Below are 19,470 nucleotides of genomic sequence, written 5' to 3' on the forward strand. Positions count from 1 at the left end.
AGAATGTTCTTTATTTAAGGAATATTCTTATGTTCAGAATGATCTTAGTGGCCTTTACTTTTCTTTTTGCATTTGGTCTTGAAGGAGTCACTTGTGCCGGGTATTCAGATTTTGGAGCCAGCTATATTTGGTTCAATGTCCCTGAGACGAACGCTATTGTCAGAGGAACTGGCGAGGAGGTAACGACCCTATCTCCAAGAGGCGGAATCGATACGGATGAATGCGGCTGGGGAGTGATGGCTGCGCTTGGATTTCAATGGAGTGGTTGCTCGATGGGCGAGTTGCGGGGATTTTATTCACAAAACGAAGAAGGCAGCGATAGCACAACGGCCCTGAGTTCGAATTCTCTTCTTTTTTACGAAATTACAGGAAATGGCAACTTCTATACGACGGCAGCTGATTATGGAGTCAGTGCACTGGAATTGAAAATTTATGGAGGAGATGCGGTTTTTATTTGTGATTTCTTTTGTACTGACTGCAATCGAATAAGCTGGGCGGCAGGGCTCTCTTATAAACGACTTGAGCAAAACCATCGCTTTTATGGAACGTTTCAAGGGGCAAAAGTGACTAATTTTTCAGTCGAAGACGAGCTCAGCACAGATTACGTTGGTTTAGCGCTGGGTATTAGAGGAGAAGCGTTTTTCACCTCTTGCATGGCATTCTTCCTCTCAGGAGATCTCGACTTCTACTATGCCAATGACTGTTTGACTTCAAATCAGATCGTGAGTGCTTCCAACGATTTTACCATGGATCTCAGTCATGATGAATTTGCGATCTACGGAGAGGGGAAAATGGGCATGATGTTTATCAACGGGTGCTTCACTCTTGGAGTGCATGGGTTTTACGGCGCCTTTTCCTACGCTCCTCAAGTGGTGTACCCTTTAAGTGCTGATGCAGGTGCTGTGCATCTTGCGTGCGATACACTCACCCGCTACGGTGCAGAACTGACTGTAGGGCTTAGATTTTAATCAACTTCAAGAAGTAATCTTCGTCCAGAATCGCTTCGATTGTCTCTACTTTTCGAAGATAGAGTTTGTGGAGAAGAGAAGAGCTAACCTCACTCTCATTGATCGGCAAAAGATTGACGATTCCGAATTCTGAATCGGGATCAGAGTTGATATTATCGTCAAAGAATAACGATAGAATTTCTTTATCTGCGGGATCAAAAATAAATGGCTTGCCCGACCTTCTTCTTTTGTTGTCTTTAAGCCAAGTCTTCCAATCATCTTGTATCGCTACATGTCCTATTGTATCGCGAAAAAAGAGGTAGATTTCTTCAGCTTTTCGCATGCTGTCCATTCCTTTGATTTTTAGGGTGCCTTTTTTAAAGCTTCCTCGATAGAAAAAGCGATCGCCATCGAGAACGCTTTCAATCTCCTTTGTGACTTTTCCAAGGCGTATGTCATTGCCATATGTCCGTAAGATGATTCTGAAAGCTGCTTTTTGCTCCTTTAGTATACACAAAAATTTTACAAAAGAGGGGATGAGATATCTCCCTTCCATCTTTTCTATACAGGTATAATACTGGGCAATGATTGCGTTTTTATCAGGATGATCGGAGTTTTCCAAGATATTGATAAAATTTCTCAAAATTTTCTTTCTCTTTTCCTTGATCTCTTTTGTTGTTGCTCCCGGCACCAAGATCTTTCTCACATAATCGGCGTAACTCATGGGGGGAAGGTTCGGCTCCCATTGATGAACAGTTTTTTCAGCAATCTCGCTGGCAATCATGAATTCCAAAGACTGGCCTGCTGTCTGATCTTCTGCAATCAATGTTTTATTAACATCTAAATGCAGCAATAATAATGGAGTGTTGCATTCCTGCGAGAAAGTATTAAATTGATATAGAATAAAGATGAAAAAGATGATTTTGTTAAACATATTTTAAATTAGCTAAGTATTGTGCAAGATGAAGCGGTGTTTTTCCTGTTGCGTGTGCGATTTGGCAACGGCACGAGAAACCGTCGGCAATAATGGGATCCTCCGTCTGCCGCACTGCTGGAAAGAGTTTGAGCTCTCCGATTGCCATTGAGATCTGATAATGCTCCTTTTCATAGCCGAAAGAGCCTGCCATTCCACAGCAGCCGGAAGGAATTTCAGAAGGATTTCCAAGAGTGTGCAAGATTTTCATCGCGCTGCTTGTGCCTGTCAATGCTTTTTGATGGCAATGTCCGTGCAGTTTAACTGAATCTTTTGTGTTTTGGAAAGGAAGTTTGTGATGGGATGCGATAAACTGGTCAAATGTTTGGCTCATCGCATTCACTATTTTCAGATCAGGATTTTCATAGCCTAAAAGTCCTTGAAAATCGTCCTTGATCGTTAGCAGGCAACTGGGCTCAAGCCCTATGATGGGAATGTTTTCTTTGGCATAGGGGAGAAGGGTGGCGATAAGTTTTTCGGCTTGTACTTTAGCTGAATCAAGCATCCCTTTGGAAATTAAAGTGCGGCCGCAGCAGGTCCAAGGAGGCGAAATGATTTGATATCCCAGTTTTTCAAGCACTTTCACAGCTGCAATTCCTACCTCTGGGCAATTAAATTCGTTGAAAGTGTCATTGAATAACAAGATTTTTCTGCCGCCGATCTTTGGATGTTTGGAAAACCATTTGGAAAAACGCTTGAGAGCAAGCTCAGGCAGCTCTCGTTGGCTGGTGATGCCCAGGGTTTCGATCATTTTTTTCGCTGGCCGTGTTTTTCCAATTGCGTTGAACAGGCGTGGGAAATGGGAAGAGATTTGGTTGATTGTACCGATATGTCCGAAGATCCTGTCTCTTAAGGTAAGACCGTGCTTTTTATGGAAATGGTGCAGAAACTCTGTTTTCATTTTTGCCATGTCGACTTGCGAGGGGCATTCCGATTTGCACCCTTTGCATTGCAGGCAAAGGTCAAGGACGTGATACAGCTCTTTTGACGCTAATCCATCGGCAGACAGGCTGCCGTGAAGAATGCCGCGCAGCGTTTGTGCCCGAGCACGTGTGGAATCGTATTCGCGGCCGGTTGCTTGAAAGGAGGGGCACATGGTGCCTTCTTTTTTTCGGCACTGCGCGTTTCCGTTGCACAGGTCGGCAGAGAGCTCTATGCCTCCTTCTTTTGAAAAGTCGAGAAAGGTGTCCAGGCTTTTTACTGGAGTTTTTCTAAGATTTTGAAGAAAAGGAGGAGCTCTTACGATTTTTCCCGGGTTCATCAAATGATTTGGATCGAAAATCTCTTTTACTTGCTTAAACAGGGAGTAGATATTTTCTCCGTAGAGCTTAGAGGTTAACCAGGAGCGCACAAGCCCGTCTCCATGTTCACCGCTGAGTGTCCCACCGTACTGCATCACAAGATCGGCAACGTGTTCTTGTATCTGTTTCATGGTCTGGCGTTCTTTGGGATCTCGCAAATCGATGTAGGGGCGGATATGCAGGCAGCCTGACCCCGCATGTCCATAGATACCAGCTCTTTTTCCTTTTTTTTCAAGGTATGCAAGGAATTCTTGCATAAATTCCGCAATGTTTTGAGGATCTACGCTGATATCTTCAATGAATGCAATCGCACGGCTGTAGCTGCGCTTAGATAGCAAAAGACCTAGTCCTGCTTTCCGTACCAGCCAAACATGTTCCTGGATTTTGGGATCTTTCAAAATGGTTTGCGCATATCCGATCGGTTTCTCAAGAGCTTGATCCGGATCTCCTTCAAATTCTGCAACTAAGACCATTGCAGGGTTCCCATGCAGCCAATCGAGTTTGTCTTTGAGTGCAGGGGAAGTTTGGCCGGCTTCCAGGATATTGCGGTCGATCATCTCTAGGGAGATGGGGTTGAATGAAAGGAGTCTAGGCACTTCTGACAACCCTTCAATCATGTCATCAAAGTGGATCACGGAAAGAGATGTTTGTTTGGGCAAAGGGGCGATTGCGACTTTGATTTTAGTCACGACTCCTAAAGTTCCTTCAGATCCTACAATCAAAGGGCAAAGGTTTGGAATCCCATCTCCTAAGAGAGCGTCGAGATTGTATCCGGAAACCCTGCGCGGGATGGATGGAAATCTTTTCTTGATTTCTTCTTTATTTTGATTGCACATCTGCAAAATTTTTTGCACGATTGGGTGTTGGACTGGGGTGTTCGGGCCGAAGGTGATTATCTCTCCTGTGGCAAGAATCATTTCAACTTCCAGCACGTGGTCGATCATGCGGCCGTATTTCAGGGAGCGGGCTCCAGCAGCATTGTTGGCAAGCATTCCTCCCAAAGTTGCTCGATTACCGGTTGAGGTATCAGGCCCCAGCCGATATCCATTTGTTCGCAAGGCGTCGTTCAGCCGATCTTGTACAACGCCAGGTTCGCAGAGCGCATATTCCTGCTCAAGATTGATTTCTAAGATGCGGTTTAGATGAAGGGAGAGATCGAGGATAATTCCGGAACCTAAGCATCCTCCTGTAATTCCTGTTGCAGCTCCTCTTGGAGTGATGGGAATGTGGTGTTTGGCAGCGATTTTGACAGCAAAGCGGATATCATTGATGTTTTTAGGAAGGACAACGGCTGTCGGCATCACTTCATAAATAGAGGCATCGACGCTGTAGATGCCAAGGCTGGCAGGATCGGATAAGATCGTGCCTTGAATAGACTGTTTAAGATCATTGAAAAGAGTCATTGTTGAAAATCGTAGATGCGGCCAAGGTCGAGAATCTGGGTCAGCACGTTGAGCGCTTCTTGAGTTTCGTCTACTAGAGAAGGGTCTGCGAGATCCTCAAGCTTTAGCGAATCTCTATAGTGGATGTTGATCCATTCGCTCAATCGATCATAGAGCTTATCGGTGAGAAACAGGTTGGGGTTCACTTGCTCAAGCTCTATATCTGTTAGCACGGTGGAAAAACGCAGGCAGGCAGGTCCGCCGCCATTGCGCATGCTTTGGTCGAGATCAATATAGTGAATATCGGCAATTGGACTTTTCGGATCTTTGAGAAGATTGGTGAGGTACTTATTGACATCTTGATGATTTTGGCATTGTTTTGGACAAAAGAGGACGAAGCCGCCGTCTTGAAGTTTGATGATTTGAGAGTTAAAAAAGTAGGTTTTGATAGCAGCTTTCAGGTGGATCTCGTTATTGGCTACTTTAATTGTTTTTAGAGGCTGGTCGCAAATTTCGTTAAATGTATTTTTAAGTTCATCGAGCACTGCTTCAGGGTTTTCAAAGGCTAGCTCGTGATAAATGAATAGGTCGTGGCATCCCATGGAGATGAGATCGTTGTGAAAGACTCCCTGGTTCAGAGCCTCGGTTGACTGCATGGCATAGACAACTTGTGAAGGATCCAAGCGGTGCGATCTGGCAATTGCCTTTTGCGCTTCCAATGTTTGACGGGGAGTGTATATCCGCTCTTCAGGCAAGTCGTCCATTTCATTTGCTTTGCCATAGACAAAGAGGTGAACACCGACATAACGAAGATCGGTGCAGAAACGGATGTGGTTAGCGGCTCCTTCATCGTGAAAAAGGGGGTGGAAGGGGAGTGGCGGATGAATGGTAAAAAAGGTTGGATTAGGAAATATTGTACGGAGTAGACGAAGAGTTGTTTCCGCTTCAATGATCCGATGAGGCGTTGCTGCTTTATTTGCAGGGGTTAAATGCAAACGGTTGTCAGCTGCGTCTATGGAAGGGGTCGCTGTTGCGGCATTAGCTGCAAACATCGAAGCGGCAGAGGAGTACTGGTAAAGAAGCTCTGGATTGTCTTGATAAACTTTTCCAGGGATGCGGTTATCTACTCCGGTATAGCCCAAAGCGCGCAAGGTAGGTAGGTGAGGGCGTTCGTGCGGTGGAAGGATCAGTTGCCGATAGCCGTAGTCGGCCATCTGTTTCATTTTATTCAATCCTTGAAGTGCTGCAATTTTTGGATTCGAAATGTTCCCGGCATTTTCTATGGATGCTAGATTCCCTTTGGATAACCCACCGTAAGAGTGTGTGGGGCCGACAAGGCCGTCAATATTGACTTCATAAGCAGGAGCGTTCATCGAGGGATTCCAGGGCTTAAGGATTCCGGTAAAGTGAGAGTTGTGCTTTCAAGAGAGGCGACGGGATAGTTGCAGTAATCAGCTGCGTAATAGGCGCTTGGACGGTAATTGCCGCTTTGGCCGACTCCTCCGAAAGGCGACAGGCTGGAAGCTCCGGTCGTTGGGCAGTTCCAATTGATTACGCCGGCGCGTACGGAACGGTAAAAATGTGTATACTCCTCTTGCGACTCCGATAACAGCGAGGCGGCTAAGCCATAAGCTGTGCGATTTGCTTCTTGAACTGAGGCTTCAAAACTGTCAGTGTAGACGAGCTGCAACAGAGGGCCAAAAATCTCTTCATCAGGGACGTTTGAAGCTGTTGTTACATCTAGCAAACCGGGAGAAAGCATAGGTAGATCGGGATTGATTTTAGAAGATTTTAGCAAGGCTTTTGCACCCTGCTTCAATAAATTGGATTGTGCGTTTAAAACCTTTTCTGCAGCAGCTTGAGAGATGAGAGGTCCCATAAATGGTTCTGGAGTTGAGTCATAGGCGCCGATTTTTAATTTAGGCAGCCATTCCAATAGGCAGTCGATAATTGGTTGGTGTTTTTCCTGAACGATCAATCGCCTGGCACACGTGCAGCGTTGTCCGGATGTAAGATAGGCGGATTGGATAATGGTATAGGCTGCAGCATCAACCTGTTCAATATCACCTAAGACAAGTGGATTGTTTCCTCCCATTTCCAAGGCAAGCAAGCGATCGGGGCGGGAACCAAACAGCTCTGAAAGAATTTTACCTGTTTGCCAGCTGCCTGTAAAAAAAAGAGCATTGATTAAGGGGTGGTGGGCCAAATATTGCCCAGTCTCTGCATCTCCTTGCACTAGGTTGAGCACTCCTTTGGGAAGCCCTGCCTCTTTCCAAATATCGACGATTTTTTCAGAGACAAATGGAGTGATCTCGCTGGGTTTCAAAACGATTGTATTTCCTGCAAGAAGAGCGGGAACAATATGCCCGTTTGGAAGGTGTCCGGGGAAATTATAGGGGCCGAATACAGCGCAGATACCCAGAGGCTTGTGGCGTGTGCAGGTGCGGAAGCGGGCGGATTCCGAGGTTTTTTCCGGACAGCGCTCTTTTTGCGCCGCAATCGAAGTTTCGATTTTACCGATCATTGCACCGACTTCTGTTTTTGACTCCCAGAGAGGTTTTCCCATCTCCTGAGAAATGGTCAATGCGATAGCTTCGCGCTTTTTTTCAAGAAGTTCTCCAAAATGTCTGACCAGCGCTTCTCGTTCTCTGAATGAAATTCCGCTCCAGAGAGGAGCTGCTTGAGCGGCCAAGCTGACGGCAGCATCAACTTCTGCTTGGCCTGCAGGCAGCCCTTCCCAAAGTATTTCCCCTGTAGCTGGATTGATGGATCTAATCATTTGGCCCCATCATTAGTGATTTAGCCAATAAAATTCAATATACCGTTTATTATTCGAAAATAAATTTGACATCTCCTAAAACTGCATCTTAGGGGGTGGCGGGAGCCCCCATTGCTCGGAATCTATCTCCAACTCGAGATCTAAAACAACTCCCTAAAGAGCTCCCAGGATCTAGACCCGATAAAGTACGGAAAAACCCAAAAATTGCTTGACGGAACTCATAGAAATCCGAGTAGTACGTATTATAGACCACTGTTTCTTTCATCCACTTCCACAGTCGTTCGATTGGGTTCAAGTTTGGGCTATAGGGAGGGAGAAAGTGGAGTTGAATTTTAGAATTTTTTAGATATTTTGTAACCTCCCGGTTCCGATAATATGGGGCATTATCACAGAAAACGTGTATCCGGGTTTTCCCTGAATAATGTTGTTCAAGAGACTGAAAAAAGCGGATAGTCGCATCAGCATTTAACGTTTTGTCCTCTTGAAGAAATACTTTGTAAGATAGGATATCAATGGAACCGGTCAAATTAAGTCTGGATCTACCTGTATTTGCAGGTATCAGTTTGTCTACACCTTTTTTAATCCATCCATATCCAAGTTGAACGTTGTGAGTAGGGTGAACACCGTCCGTGAAGCAAATCGTTTCATCACCAGGAAGATTTGCCTTGAATTTTGCATATGCGTCGATCCATTTCTGCTGTTCATCTTTGTCGGCTTTTCCTGGCACAAGCTTGGGTTTTTTGTAAGAAAATCCATGTCTTTTAAGCCAAGATGTCATTCCTGGTATCGAATAATGATGGCCAAATCTCACGTTCACATATGCAACAATGCTGGTAACGTGGAGATAGGTGTATTCAAGCAAGTGCTTCTCGAGTTCACTGGATTCTGAATCAGAAAGCTTTTCCATGCTGCCGCCACCTTCAGGCCGTAATTTTTTATGGCTCTGATATTCTTTGATATGATTACGAATAGCACCCTCAGAGAGTAGCAGAGCTTCGGCAATCTCCGGAAAGGTCCACCCTTTATCGTAAAGCAGTATTGCCTTAATACGATCGCAAATACGTCGATCTCTTTCGAATCGATGTTGTGCCTGAAGTTGTTCTCTTTCTTGTTTTGTGAGAAATTGCATGCTAACAGCATGCTGGGAAGTCGATTTAGCAACAAGTAAAATTTTCATTCATGAACGGTATATAAGACTTCTCTAATTGTTGGTATACGCTTTGGGGACCTTTGTTGCCTCCTCCATGTCCTGATATTGCTAAAAATAGATGCATATTATTAAAGATTGAATTAGTTTGTAAATTAATTTTATGAATTCTATAATTAGTTGTCAATTAGCTTTTTAAGTATCCTCTCAAAACCAGAGGCTGACGATGACGTCAAAAACCTATTCTTGAAGTTTGTTCGGTATAAACCTAACGTCATCTCCAGGTGAAACTTGAAGTGCTTTTGCATCTTCATACGCCAATGTTATCCCTTCTCTTTCTTTGAATAGAGCTCTGGCAAAGCAACAGCGAAAGTCCAGAAGGCAGTTGCTGATCAGAAATAAAGGGGAGTTGATAGGGACGGTATCCACCTTGGCAACTGTCGTTCGACGACTTTTGACAACTGTGCGGATTGTGGAAATGTCCCCTTGAAGAATGGGGCCTCCGTCAAAGAGGTCTATATCGGAAGAGAGCGACATTCCCTCTTTTTTCAACATATGAAGTGCTGGGCGAGTTGTCTCATGAATGCGCCCAATCATTGCTTGCACTTGTTTGCTTAATAGGTGCGTATAGATGGGGAAGCGAGGAAGAAACTCTTCGATATAGGGGTAGTCCTCTTGTTGCAGTTCGCACACTTTGGAAAAATCTATCGCAACAAAATGTCTTCCTATTCCATCCCAAAAAGGAGAGGTATTTTTTTTCGAATCAACAACTCCTCTAAGTCTTGCACAAATAGTTGTTTCAATACGATGCTTGTGGTTGGCAATAAATAAGAATCTACTCAAAGATAGCAGTTCTCCAAGCTTTTCCTTTCGCCACTCTTTTTTTAAGAAAAGCATGCTGAGTTCTGCGGGACCTTCTGAAAGCTTCATTGGCTTCAATACTGTGATTTGACAGGGAACAGGAAGCGTTTTTGAGGAAGGATAGCTGGTTTCCAGACGATAGATGTATACTGGCTCCTTAATGCCGGTTTTTGCGTAGATTGCACAGCATCCACCGACCTCTCCGGTTTCTAAATTTTCCAGGACAAAGCAGTAAATTTCATTTCCTGGATTTTGAACTTGCTTGTCAAAGCAGGAGAGGGAGAATGCAATCTTTTTTTTCAGCAATTCCGGATTTTTTGGCAGGCTGATAATTCCCAAAGCTGCGTTTTCAGCAAACTCTTTTAAAGCTTCGATATCTTCGAGCTTAGCAGGACGGATTACGAACATTGCAGCATCTCTTCTACTATTGTGCATACGTTGTCAATGTCGAGATTTGAGACCGCCCCTACGGGAACGAGGAAGCGAGTCCGAGTCGGTTCTTTGCCGCAGATAAAGCTAAGAACGCCGGCATGGTAGAGGCGATCGACAAATGCTTTCACCTTTTTTGCGTCTCCATTTAATGGAGTGAATGCAACCATTGCTCCCAGTCCATAGGGTCCTGATATGTTGCGTATCTCTTCGAATCTTTTGACAAACTGCCGATGAACTTGGTTGTTTTTGCCATTTTTGCCAAAAAATCCCTCTTCTATCATTAGACGGATGATGGATTTAGCAGCATGGATTGCTTGCGTGCTTGAGGTAAATGTCTGAGATAACAGACCGGGACGAGGCTTGTAATCGGTTTTATACAGGGTTGCACACACTTGAGAGAGCTTGCCGATCGTTACAATATCGGCGTATTCTTCCAATGCATAATGCTGAAATGCAAATAGGCGGGAAGTGCGGCCAAATGTTTGCACTTCATCGATGATCACTGCAATTTCGTGCTCTTTTAGAATCGTCATGATCTCTGTAAAAAATTCCCGAGATCCTGGATAGAAGCCTCCTTCGCCTTGAATGAGTTCGCAGATCATCGCTGCGTGGCTCTTCGGATAACGTTTGAGGTATTTCTTTAAGGCGGCAACAGCAAGGGTGATGCTTTTTTCGGGATGGTTATGATCATAAAATGGGATGTAGTCGACAGCAAGGTTAACAGGCAAGCCCTCGCGAACGTCGTTTTTCTCTGTAATTTGCGCCATTGCCCAGGTACGTCCGCAAAAAGCTCTTTCAAATGCCAGCACGCGGTTGGCTGGAAAGTTTTTTTGCAGCGCAATCTTTAATCCATTTTCGTTTGCCATTGCTCCGGTTGTGGATAAGAAACAATGGTCTAACCCCGATTCTTTGACGAGAAGTTCGATAAGCTCTACTTGATCGATATTTTGCTGCAAATGCCCCTGCATGACTGTATCGCTGATGGCGGCATCGATACTGCTTTCGATAATTTTAGGATGGCTATGGCCAAAATGATGAACGCCGATTCCACTGATAAAATCATACTTTATGCTTCCGTCGAGAAGCTGGACAAAAGGCCCCTTTCCGATTCCCGCTCCGATAAAAGGAAACCAAAGAGGGCCTCCTCGGTTTTGGCTGAATCGTTCGATGATTTCTTCGTACTCTTTTTCAAGAGCCGGATCGGGTAAACGAATTCCTGTGATTTTTTCTTGCTGTTCACGCACAGCTTCCAATAGAAGCTTTTTTGCTTCTTTTACGCGTGGGTCATTAATGAATTCATAGCTATTCATAGTTGAATTTCTCCTGCGGCGATCTGCATTAAAAACCGTGCGCTGAGTTTTGCACGATCGATAATGCTTTGCAGTTTTACATATTCCTCCTCAGTATGCAACCCTCCTCCAACAGCTCCCAAGGTATCGATTGTCAACAGCCCTTGGTTGGCGAGTACATTTCCGTCGCAAACACCTCCAGAGGTGTGCCAATTGAGGTGGATGCCTAAATGTTTAGCAGATAATTTGAGGGATTCGAAAAGATTGCGCGTCCTTTTGTCAAAAATTTTAGGAGGTCTGAGCGAGTCTTGAAAAATAACGATTTGGAGGTTTTTCCGATTGTTTTCGATTTTAATGATCTCTTTGATTTTGGATAGGGCAGTTTGCATTTCTTGCAAGGTTTGACAGCGGATATTGAGCTTTAACAAAGTGGAGTCAGGGACGATGTTGACGGGTCCTCCGCCATGAATAAAACCTATATTGACCGTAAGCTCATTGCTTAAATCGTTCAATCCTTCGACAGACAAAGCGATGCGGGCGGCGGAAAGAATGGCATTTTCTCCTTCTTGAAATGCACGGCCGGCATGCGCCGATTTGCCGGTGATGCTGATGGTAAAATTTCCAGAGCCTTTTCTGGCGCTGGCAAGGTTGCCGTCTGGAAATGAGGGTTCATAAAGAAGAGCGCATTTTTTTCCAGAGGCAAATTGCTTCCAATAGCTCTGTGAGCCAGGAGAGCCAATTTCTTCATCTGGTGTGATGAATACTTGCCAGCCGATTTTGTTTGCAAATGGGCTGCGTTCCAGGCTCAGTAGGGCATAGAGAAGGACCATTAGTCCTCCTTTCATGTCGACTGATCCCCGCCCAACTAATGTATCCTTTTTTTTGATCGAGCATTTTTTCAACACGTGGTTTTTTGAAAAGGCGATATCCATGTGTCCTCCCAGGAGAATTTGCATATTTGCCTCAGGACGCTTAACGATAGAGAGTGCTTTACCCAAAGGCTCTTGGATGATTTTTCCTTTTTTATTCATGAGTTTGCGAGGGGGAAGCCCGATCTCCTCGATTTTCCCTTCAAGTCTTGTGAATGCATCGATTAGAGTACGGTTCATAAGAGACAACCCTTCCAAATGGTCGGAGCCGGAGTGGATAAGAACCCAATCGATCAGTTTTTCGGTCATGGATTCTTTTTCGCTGTCAAGCCATTCGAGATAAGTAAAATATTGATCAACCATATCTTACTTTATAAGCTCTCTTATTTAAATTTTTGAAGATGATTTTTTAGTTTTCTAAGTTGCCTGGCCGAAATTCCCATTACCTCTGTTGCTTCTGCACATGCTTCTTCTTAATTGAACCTATCCCGATATTGCTATTTGTGCAGATTTGTTTTCTTTTTGAGGGATTTTTTCTGATCGCTTCGCTGTGAATCTTAATGAAGATTTAGAGGTTGTATGTGAATTAAACCTTTAGGTATAAATTAGCGCATTTTTTGAATATGTGGGGGCTAAAATGCGCAAACCTTATCCGGATGACCTAACAGACAAAGAGTGGGAGCAAATCAAGCCACTTTTAACCAGCTCAACTTACCGTAATGCCGGCAGGAAGCCAAAGCACTCTCGACGGGAAATGTTTAATGCTATCTTTTACCTTTTGAGAACAGGATGCCAATGGAGACATCTCCCTCATGATTTTCCTCCATGGACAGCTGTACAGGGCCAATATTCTCGTTGGAAAAGAAAGGGAGTTTTTCACATGGTTCACGATTATTTACGTAGAAGATTGCGAATTCTTCTTGGTAAAGCCGAGGATGCAAGCGCGGGTATAGCAGATAGCCAGTCTGTAAAAACAACAGAAAAAGGGGGCTTAAGGGCTATGACGGAGGTAAAAAAATCAAGGGTCGAAAAAGGCATATAGTAGTTGATACCTTGGGTTTCATCATAGCTGTAGCAGTTGGGAGCGCTTGCTCAGGAGATCGAAATGGGTTGAGAGTCCTGCTCGATAGATTTCAAAGTGCTTTTCTCAAGCTAAAGTTATTGTGGACAGATATGGGGTACAACGGGGAAGAGATGCAAGACGATCTTTTTAGTTTAGGAGTTCGACAAGAGGTAATTGGTGGAATCAGATCAAAAGGCAAAGGGTTCCATGTTGAACCGAAAAGGTGGATCGTGGAAAGAACTTTTGCATGGCTTGGACGGTTTCGAAGGCTCAGCAAAGATTATGAATACTACCCATCCACGAGTGAATCTATGATTTACTTAAGTATGAGTCGTTTAATGCTGAAGAGGATTGCTAAATTGAGTTAATTCGCCTACACCCTCTTACAAGAAACGGTCGGAAAAAAGAGCCAAAAAGAAGGAAAAGATGTCAAATTTGAATATCGGGATAGGTTCTTGATTTTCTATTAAAAATATAATATAATATTTTTGTAAGAGATTATTATTAAGGAGGGAAGGTGAGTTACAGTTTTCCGACTGATTTTAATTCAGGAGCAGCCGCATATTCCCAATTTACATTCGATGAAAAGGATGGAACTATTCAGCTATCGAATGGCAGAAAATATGCTGTGCAAATTGGTAATAGCACTTTAGGTCTTAATAATCAAGATTTGATTAAAATGATCACAGATATTCTGGATCAAGTAGGTCTAGAAAAAAAAATTAATTATATAGACTTAAGCCAGACAACAATCACTCACGAAGGGGTAAAAACCAATCAAAAGGAAGAGGGCGGAATATATAAAGTAGAAACGTATGATGAAAGGTATCAAAAGATTACAGAAATTGCTCAAAACGCTTTATCAAGTCTATCCAAATCGCCTCTTACTTCAAGCAGAATAGTTACAAAGGATAATAAAGGAGAAGATATCGAACCTCTTGGAATTGAAGTAACAATCGAAAATGCGGACAGTCGTATGCTTTCTAAATCGCAGAAAAGCCCAATTCCAAAGCATGAAAATCGTAAGACTTATGAATTATTTAAGCGTTGTTTTAAATGGCTTGCAGTCAAAGACAAGAAAAATTTTTTCCCTTTGGAAAAACTGAGATTGAAAATAGAAAAAATTAATTTACCGGAAAAAGAAAGAACAACTGGAAGATTTTTGGAAATATTGAAGGGAAAGGAGTTGTTAGACGAAAAAGCTTTAAGGAAACAGTTTGTGCTTGATCTTGATAGAGGGGAGAAGAATCTAGAGATATTGGTCGGTAAAAAATCTATTAATTATAGGAAACAACTTGGCCGAATAGATAAAGAATCCCAAGACATTAGTTGGAAAGACGTGTTTCCGGAAAAGTTGAACGAATTGATAGATAGCGATGAAATAAAAAGAGATATTGCTCTTTTAATGCAGCAAGGTGCCCAGGCTTCAATGTGGAAGGAGGCGCAAACGGCTGCGACACAAAAATTTACTGATCAGTTAGTTCTTTTGAATCAGGAAAAGAGGAAAAGTAAATATATTTTCTCAAAAGATTCCGATGGGAAAATTATCTTGGAAATCTATCAACGTTACCCTGTTTCGATTCTTGATGAAGATGGGAATAAGAAGGATGCGAAGAAGGATGTCAAAGTATTGATGAGAATCAATGTGAGCGATCCTAATTCTGAGATAGAATTGAAAGTTTTACTATAAAGTGTAACAGATTAAAAAATGTTGAAAAGACAGCAAGCGATTGAGCCTATGATCGGGCGCATGAAAAGCGATGGTAAATTGAATGGAAATTACTTGAATGGATGACTGGATTTTCTACAAAAATCGTAAAATTTTGAGCAATTTACAAACTCTCAGATATTGATATCAAAAATGATCTTTGAGCATTGAGATAACTTCAAATGTTTCTTCAAAAACCTCAAAAAATCTGGGTTTTTCAAGGCCGACTAATTAATATTGGTATAAAAAAACCTCTATCATGTAATGTGACGAAGTATGGGAGATATTCTCTCTATTGAAGGAGCTATGGTCAAACATATTGATAAGGATATCAGAGAGAAATTGGCAAAAAAACATGCTTGTTATGTGCTTGTCACTTGCGGACAACCCTCTGAAGAGGGAAAAATAAACGTGGAAATGAGTTACGAAGGAGACCCTGCGTTAGCTTCGTTCTTGCTTCAAGGAGCGCAAGAGTATCTTATGGAACAAGACAGCGACTAAAGGTTGACCGTTAGTCTTTTGAATTGTAGAATTTGTGAAAATTAACTTAGGCATCTGCAAGGTTTTATGAACCTATCCGCAAATTCATGAAAAGTGATCAACAAGGGTATCAAGTAAAGCTTTGGGCGATTGTCGGACCGTTAATCTGCCTTTTCTCCTTATTTGTTATCTCAATCAAAAATGCACAAGTCCCTTTTTTTCTCCCTTTTGCGTTGTTAATCGGGATGCCTGTCTGCTGGCGTTGGCGTTTGTGGGGATGGGGTGGAGCAACCCTTTTTCTCATTGCTTGTCTTGCGTTTGAATACGATCTTATTCCTCTTGAAGAGAGATTTTGGGTTGTGGGAATCAGCTTCTCTAACTCCCTGGCTCTGTTAATTACAGCGCTTTCCTTTGAAGAAGTTGAGACGCAGATCGAGTCTTTGGGCGTCGAATCGAGAAGCCGCCTTGAAAATTTGTGGAAGGTTGATGAAAAGAAACAAGCGATTGAACAAGAGCTTGCTGCAAAAAAGGAAGAGGTGAAGAATCTTAAATTCAAAGTTCGGTCGTTTCAGAAATTGATAGATCTTTCGACAGAAGAGATGCACTCTGCACGTGCCGATCACGATAAAATTTTGCAGGAATTTTGCCAAATAAAAGATGAAAATGAAAAACTGACAGAGCTTTTGGCAAAATCGGAAAGCGATCCTCCTATGGAAGCTAAATACCGTCAATTAAGGGAGCAGTTTAAAGAAAAAGCGAACGTTTTAGTGGAAACGAGACGCGATCTTTTTCTCGCTAACGAAAAAATTTCCAGATTGCAAAGGGAACTTGATGAAGAAAGGTGGTATACCCTTAGCGAAGTTGAAGAGTTATTGGAAAAACATATCCTGGAGCTTTCCAGGGAAAAAGAAATTCAGGATGAGCAACATCAACGGGAAATGGAAGCTTTGCTGGCGCTTGTTGATAAATTTATTCTAAAATGAATTTTTAATGGACGAAGTGATATGAAGAAATGGTTAGTATTCTTTTGTGTGTGTGTATTGTCGCTGCTTTCTGCCTCAGAAAAGAGCGATTATTTTGCTAAACTCACCCCTCAAGAGGCAAAAGATATTCAATATATTGTGACAACTTTAGGCAATACATCAGCGATAGGACTTCTATTTAAAAAGAAGTCATTGGAACAAGCAGGAGCTCGGATAGATGACGTTCATCCTCTCCGCTTTTTCGGTTATGTGATGACAAATCCTCAATTGAAAGCCTCCTTCGACAAGATTAAGGGGGTCGCTTGGAGCCGTTTTAAGGAAGGGATGGCTGGCAGTTTGGAAAAAGCAGATTCTAGGGATCACTTGAACGCAGAAGTCATTGACGACTTCTCCAGTGAAAGTCATCTGGACAGATCAAAAGTGCAGGCGTATGTCGATCGCAAACAATGGGAAGCGCTCATTGATTTTATGCGTCGCTAATCCTATTCAGACTAGCGCTGCTTGACGCGCGGGCTTCGCCTGGCTAAAATTCAAGGCAACTCTTTGTCAAAATTCCGATTCTTGAAGTTTGTTCGGTATAAATCCAACTTCGTCTCCATCCAACATTAGGTGAACGGTGCTATTAGAGGGAATTTTCCCTTCTAGGATTGCTGTCGACAGCTTATTTACCACTTCATGCTGGATCAGTCTTTTCAGAGGTCTCGCACCGAAAGAGGGATCATAGCCTTTGTTAGCCAAAAATTTGACCACATCATCCGACCAGGTCAGCTTTGTCTCCCGGTCAGCCATACGTCGTTTAAGATGTTGGAGTTGGATCATGACAATTTTTTCCATGTCCTTTTGCTGAAGAGGCAAGAAGGGGAGGATTTCATCTAACCTGTTGATGAATTCTGGACGGAAATGCTGTCGGATCACGGGCTCTAATAATTTGACAATGCTCTCTTTCGTGATTGAAGAGGGATCTTTCTCCATCTGTTGAAGCAGTAAGTCCGATCCGAGATTTGAAGTCATGATAAAAAGAGCATTTTTGCAGTTAACAACTCTTCCTTTGCTATCGGTCAGCCTTCCATCATCAAAAATTTGCAGCAGGATGTTGAATACATCGTGATGAGCTTTTTCTACTTCGTCTAGTAAAACGACGGTATAGGGGCGGCGGCGCAAAGCTTCTGTCAGCTGTCCTCCCTCATCATATCCGACATAGCCTGGAGGAGAGCCGATCAGCTTTGATACGGCGTGTTTTTCCATATATTCAGACATATCTAGGCGGATCATGGCCTCTTCTTGATCGAATAGCTGTTCTGCAAGAGATTTTGCAAGTTCTGTTTTTCCGACGCCAGTCGGTCCCAAAAACAAAAACGCTCCGATAGGCCGATTGGGATCGCTCAGTCCGGAACGGGAGCGGCGGATCGCTTCGGAAACTGCTTTCACACCCATTTCCTGACCGATGACCCGTTTGCCAATCTCTTTTTCAAGATGCAAAAGTTTTTCCGCTTCTCCTTCCATCATTTTACTGACAGGGATTCCCGTCCATTTAGAGACGATTTGAGCGATTAATTGTTCATCAACCTCTTCTTGAAGCAGACGGTTCGGTTTAGCATTAAGTTTTTCCTGGGCTTCTTCAATTGCTTTTTTCAGAGCGGGAATTTTTTCATAGCGCAGCTCGGCTACTTTTTGGTAGTCAGCCTTTCGTTCAAGCTCCTCCTCTTGAAAACGGAGCTGCTCGAGTTCGTTTTTCTTTTGTTTAAGGTTGTTAATTAATTTTTTCTCTTCTTCCCACTGCTCTTTTAAAGCGCTTAGCTCCTCCTTAATCGAAGCGATTTTCTCTTCGAGTTTGGCAATATTTTCGCTTTCAGGATTTTCTCTGCGCACTTCTTCTTGTTCAACGATTAATTTGGAAAGCTCTCTCTCTTTGTTGTCGATGGGAAGGGGACGGCTTCCAATTTGCATTCTAATCATGCTGGCCGCTTCGTCAATAAGGTCGATCGCTTTGTCGGGTAGTCTTCGGTCTGTGATATAGCGGTAGGAAAGAAAGACAGCTGCATGAAGAGCGGATTCGGTAATCCTTACACCGTGGAAAATTTCGTAACGCTCTTTTAACCCTCTCAAAATAGCAATCGAATCTTCAAGAGATGGTTCGCGAATCGTTACCGGCTGGAAACGTCTTTCCAGCGCAGGGTCTTTCTCTATGTGTTTTTGATACTCTCCCAATGTTGTGGCGCCGATGCAATGAAGCGTTCCTCTAGCTAGGGCAGGTTTAAGCAGATTGGCAGCGTCCATTGACCCTTCGACCGCTCCGGCACCGATCAGCGTATGCGCTTCATCGATAAACAAGATCACTTTGCCTTCATTCGATTCGACTTCCTCAAGGATTCCTTTTAGCCGCTCTTCAAATTCGCCGCGGTATTTTGTGCCGGCAACCAGAGATCCCATGTCGAGGGCATATATTTGCTTGTCTTTAAGAGAATCGGGGACATCTCCTTGGATGATCCGAAGAGCCATTCCCTCTGCAATCGCCGTTTTTCCGACGCCGGGCTCTCCAATCAACATGGGATTGTTCTTGGTTCGTCGGCTAAGGACTTGCATTGTCCGTCTGATCTCTTCATCTCTGCCGATCACAGGATCCATTTTGCCATCCCGCGCCAGCTTAGTCAGATTGCGGCAGTATTTGTCGAGAGCTTGCAAGCTTTGTTCAGCGGCAGGGGAGTCTATATGACGGTTTCCACGCATTTTTTTGATATGTTCTTCGAGTTGCCTAAAAGAGATTCCTGCCTGCCCTTTCCAAGAGATAAATGGTTCGCCTCCATTTTTCCAAAACGATAGAAGGAAATGGTCGCTGCTTATGTATGAATCTTGCCATTGCTTTGCGATCTGTTCGGCATCAGTGATTCTTCCTTGAAGATTGCGTGCGACTTGAGGAGGTTCTGTGCCGCTTCCTTCGAAAGTGGGAAGCTGCTGCAAGAGGTCTTTCACTTGGGATTGCAATTGATAAGGGTGAGTATTTAGGTTGTTAAGTACCGATTGAAAATACCCTTTCGGATCTTCGAGAAAGGCTAGAAGAAGGTGGTTTTCCGTGACTTCCGGATTTTTTCGCGACTGCGCGTTTGCAAACGCTTCTTGTATCGCTGTTGAGACTGCATCTGTGAAATTCTGAGCCATTTCTTAAGGTCTCCTTATCTTATACTGAAATGAATTCAGTATATTGAATCGCCCTTCTTATCGTCAAAAAAAAATATTTTTTTTATTTTTTATAAAATCT

At 43.3% G+C, this 19,470-nt stretch carries 15 protein-coding genes; 6 read left to right on the top strand and 9 right to left on the bottom strand.

Translation table 11 applies throughout. The annotated features are described in order from the left end of the window. Window positions 1–29: 29 nt before the first annotated feature. On the top strand, window positions 30–968 hold the full coding sequence (locus tag WCW_RS03985; RefSeq protein ID WP_013181908.1) for a hypothetical protein: 939 nt from the start codon (window positions 30–32) through the stop codon (window positions 966–968). On the opposite strand, the gene WCW_RS03990 is transcribed toward WCW_RS03985, so the two are convergent. From WCW_RS03990 to WCW_RS04025, 8 genes are all read right to left on the bottom strand, one after another. Further along, window positions 958–1,881 (bottom strand): hypothetical protein, encoded by a 924-nt coding sequence (locus WCW_RS03990; protein WP_013181909.1) that lies wholly within the window; start codon window positions 1,879–1,881, stop codon window positions 958–960. The genes WCW_RS03985 and WCW_RS03990 overlap by 11 nt on opposite strands. Beyond that, window positions 1,874–4,624, bottom strand: coding sequence for an FAD-binding and (Fe-S)-binding domain-containing protein (locus WCW_RS03995; protein ID WP_013181910.1), 2,751 nt, complete (start codon window positions 4,622–4,624; stop codon window positions 1,874–1,876). Before WCW_RS03995 ends, WCW_RS03990 begins: the two co-directional genes overlap by 8 nt. After that, window positions 4,621–5,976, bottom strand: coding sequence for an N-succinylarginine dihydrolase (locus WCW_RS04000; protein ID WP_013181911.1), 1,356 nt, complete (start codon window positions 5,974–5,976; stop codon window positions 4,621–4,623). The genes WCW_RS03995 and WCW_RS04000 overlap by 4 nt, the downstream gene beginning before the upstream one ends. After that, window positions 5,973–7,382, bottom strand: coding sequence for a succinylglutamate-semialdehyde dehydrogenase (gene astD / locus WCW_RS04005; protein WP_013181912.1), 1,410 nt, complete (start codon window positions 7,380–7,382; stop codon window positions 5,973–5,975). The genes WCW_RS04000 and astD overlap by 4 nt, the downstream gene beginning before the upstream one ends. 88 nt (window positions 7,383–7,470) lie before the next feature. Then, entirely contained in the window at window positions 7,471–8,559 is a 1,089-nt protein-coding gene (locus tag WCW_RS04010; RefSeq protein WP_013181389.1) for an IS630 family transposase, read from the bottom strand. Window positions 8,560–8,769: 210 nt separating this feature from the next. After that, entirely contained in the window at window positions 8,770–9,798 is a 1,029-nt protein-coding gene (locus tag WCW_RS04015; protein ID WP_041941506.1) for an arginine N-succinyltransferase, read from the bottom strand. After that, window positions 9,789–11,132 (bottom strand): aminotransferase class III-fold pyridoxal phosphate-dependent enzyme, encoded by a 1,344-nt coding sequence (locus WCW_RS04020; RefSeq protein ID WP_013181914.1) that lies wholly within the window; start codon window positions 11,130–11,132, stop codon window positions 9,789–9,791. The genes WCW_RS04015 and WCW_RS04020 overlap by 10 nt, the downstream gene beginning before the upstream one ends. Continuing rightward, the gene (locus WCW_RS04025) at window positions 11,129–12,343 is read right to left on the bottom strand and encodes a hydrolase (protein ID WP_013181915.1); all 1,215 of its coding nucleotides are present in this window, start codon (window positions 12,341–12,343) and stop codon (window positions 11,129–11,131) included. Before WCW_RS04025 ends, WCW_RS04020 begins: the two co-directional genes overlap by 4 nt. A gap of 274 nt (window positions 12,344–12,617) precedes the next feature. Between WCW_RS04025 and WCW_RS09945 the strand changes: the two genes are divergently transcribed. From WCW_RS09945 to WCW_RS04055, 5 genes are all read left to right on the top strand, one after another. Continuing rightward, a protein-coding gene (locus WCW_RS09945; RefSeq protein ID WP_143876348.1) for an IS5 family transposase occupies window positions 12,618–13,411 on the top strand; the annotation gives its coding sequence in 2 pieces (ribosomal slippage) (window positions 12,618–12,963 and window positions 12,963–13,411; 795 coding nt in all). Between the two features lie 149 nt (window positions 13,412–13,560). After that, complete coding sequence (locus WCW_RS04040) at window positions 13,561–14,733, top strand: hypothetical protein (RefSeq protein ID WP_013181916.1); 1,173 nt, start codon at window positions 13,561–13,563, stop codon at window positions 14,731–14,733. A gap of 324 nt (window positions 14,734–15,057) precedes the next feature. Beyond that, window positions 15,058–15,252, top strand: coding sequence for a hypothetical protein (locus WCW_RS04045; protein ID WP_049767152.1), 195 nt, complete (start codon window positions 15,058–15,060; stop codon window positions 15,250–15,252). Window positions 15,253–15,338: 86 nt separating this feature from the next. Continuing rightward, window positions 15,339–16,214: a hypothetical protein gene (locus WCW_RS04050; protein WP_013181918.1), complete on the top strand. Its 876-nt coding sequence runs from the start codon at window positions 15,339–15,341 to the stop codon at window positions 16,212–16,214. A 21-nt stretch (window positions 16,215–16,235) separates the two neighbouring features. Continuing rightward, the gene (locus WCW_RS04055) at window positions 16,236–16,694 is read left to right on the top strand and encodes a DUF8085 domain-containing protein (RefSeq protein WP_013181919.1); all 459 of its coding nucleotides are present in this window, start codon (window positions 16,236–16,238) and stop codon (window positions 16,692–16,694) included. A 66-nt stretch (window positions 16,695–16,760) separates the two neighbouring features. On the opposite strand, the gene WCW_RS04060 is transcribed toward WCW_RS04055, so the two are convergent. Further along, window positions 16,761–19,370, bottom strand: coding sequence for an ATP-dependent Clp protease ATP-binding subunit (locus WCW_RS04060; protein WP_013181920.1), 2,610 nt, complete (start codon window positions 19,368–19,370; stop codon window positions 16,761–16,763). Window positions 19,371–19,470 lie beyond the last annotated feature (100 nt).

The organism is Waddlia chondrophila WSU 86-1044, from assembly GCF_000092785.1.
Taxonomy (GTDB): domain Bacteria; phylum Chlamydiota; class Chlamydiia; order Chlamydiales; family Waddliaceae; genus Waddlia; species Waddlia chondrophila.

Bases quoted from the DNA above. Each gene is read 5' to 3' on its own strand.
- WCW_RS03985 (WP_013181908.1), top strand. From the start codon at position 30: ATGTTCAGAATGATCTTAGTGGCCTTTACTTTTCTTTTTGCATTTGGT.
- WCW_RS03990 (WP_013181909.1), bottom strand. From the start codon at position 1,881: ATGTTTAACAAAATCATCTTTTTCATCTTTATTCTATATCAATTTAAT.
- WCW_RS03995 (WP_013181910.1), bottom strand. From the start codon at position 4,624: ATGACTCTTTTCAATGATCTTAAACAGTCTATTCAAGGCACGATCTTA.
- WCW_RS04000 (WP_013181911.1), bottom strand. From the start codon at position 5,976: ATGAACGCTCCTGCTTATGAAGTCAATATTGACGGCCTTGTCGGCCCC.
- astD (WP_013181912.1), bottom strand. From the start codon at position 7,382: ATGATTAGATCCATCAATCCAGCTACAGGGGAAATACTTTGGGAAGGG.
- WCW_RS04010 (WP_013181389.1), bottom strand. From the start codon at position 8,559: ATGAAAATTTTACTTGTTGCTAAATCGACTTCCCAGCATGCTGTTAGC.
- WCW_RS04015 (WP_041941506.1), bottom strand. From the start codon at position 9,798: ATGTTCGTAATCCGTCCTGCTAAGCTCGAAGATATCGAAGCTTTAAAA.
- WCW_RS04020 (WP_013181914.1), bottom strand. From the start codon at position 11,132: ATGAATAGCTATGAATTCATTAATGACCCACGCGTAAAAGAAGCAAAA.
- WCW_RS04025 (WP_013181915.1), bottom strand. From the start codon at position 12,343: ATGGTTGATCAATATTTTACTTATCTCGAATGGCTTGACAGCGAAAAA.
- WCW_RS04045 (WP_049767152.1), top strand. From the start codon at position 15,058: ATGGTCAAACATATTGATAAGGATATCAGAGAGAAATTGGCAAAAAAA.
- WCW_RS04050 (WP_013181918.1), top strand. From the start codon at position 15,339: ATGAAAAGTGATCAACAAGGGTATCAAGTAAAGCTTTGGGCGATTGTC.
- WCW_RS04055 (WP_013181919.1), top strand. From the start codon at position 16,236: ATGAAGAAATGGTTAGTATTCTTTTGTGTGTGTGTATTGTCGCTGCTT.
- WCW_RS04060 (WP_013181920.1), bottom strand. From the start codon at position 19,370: ATGGCTCAGAATTTCACAGATGCAGTCTCAACAGCGATACAAGAAGCG.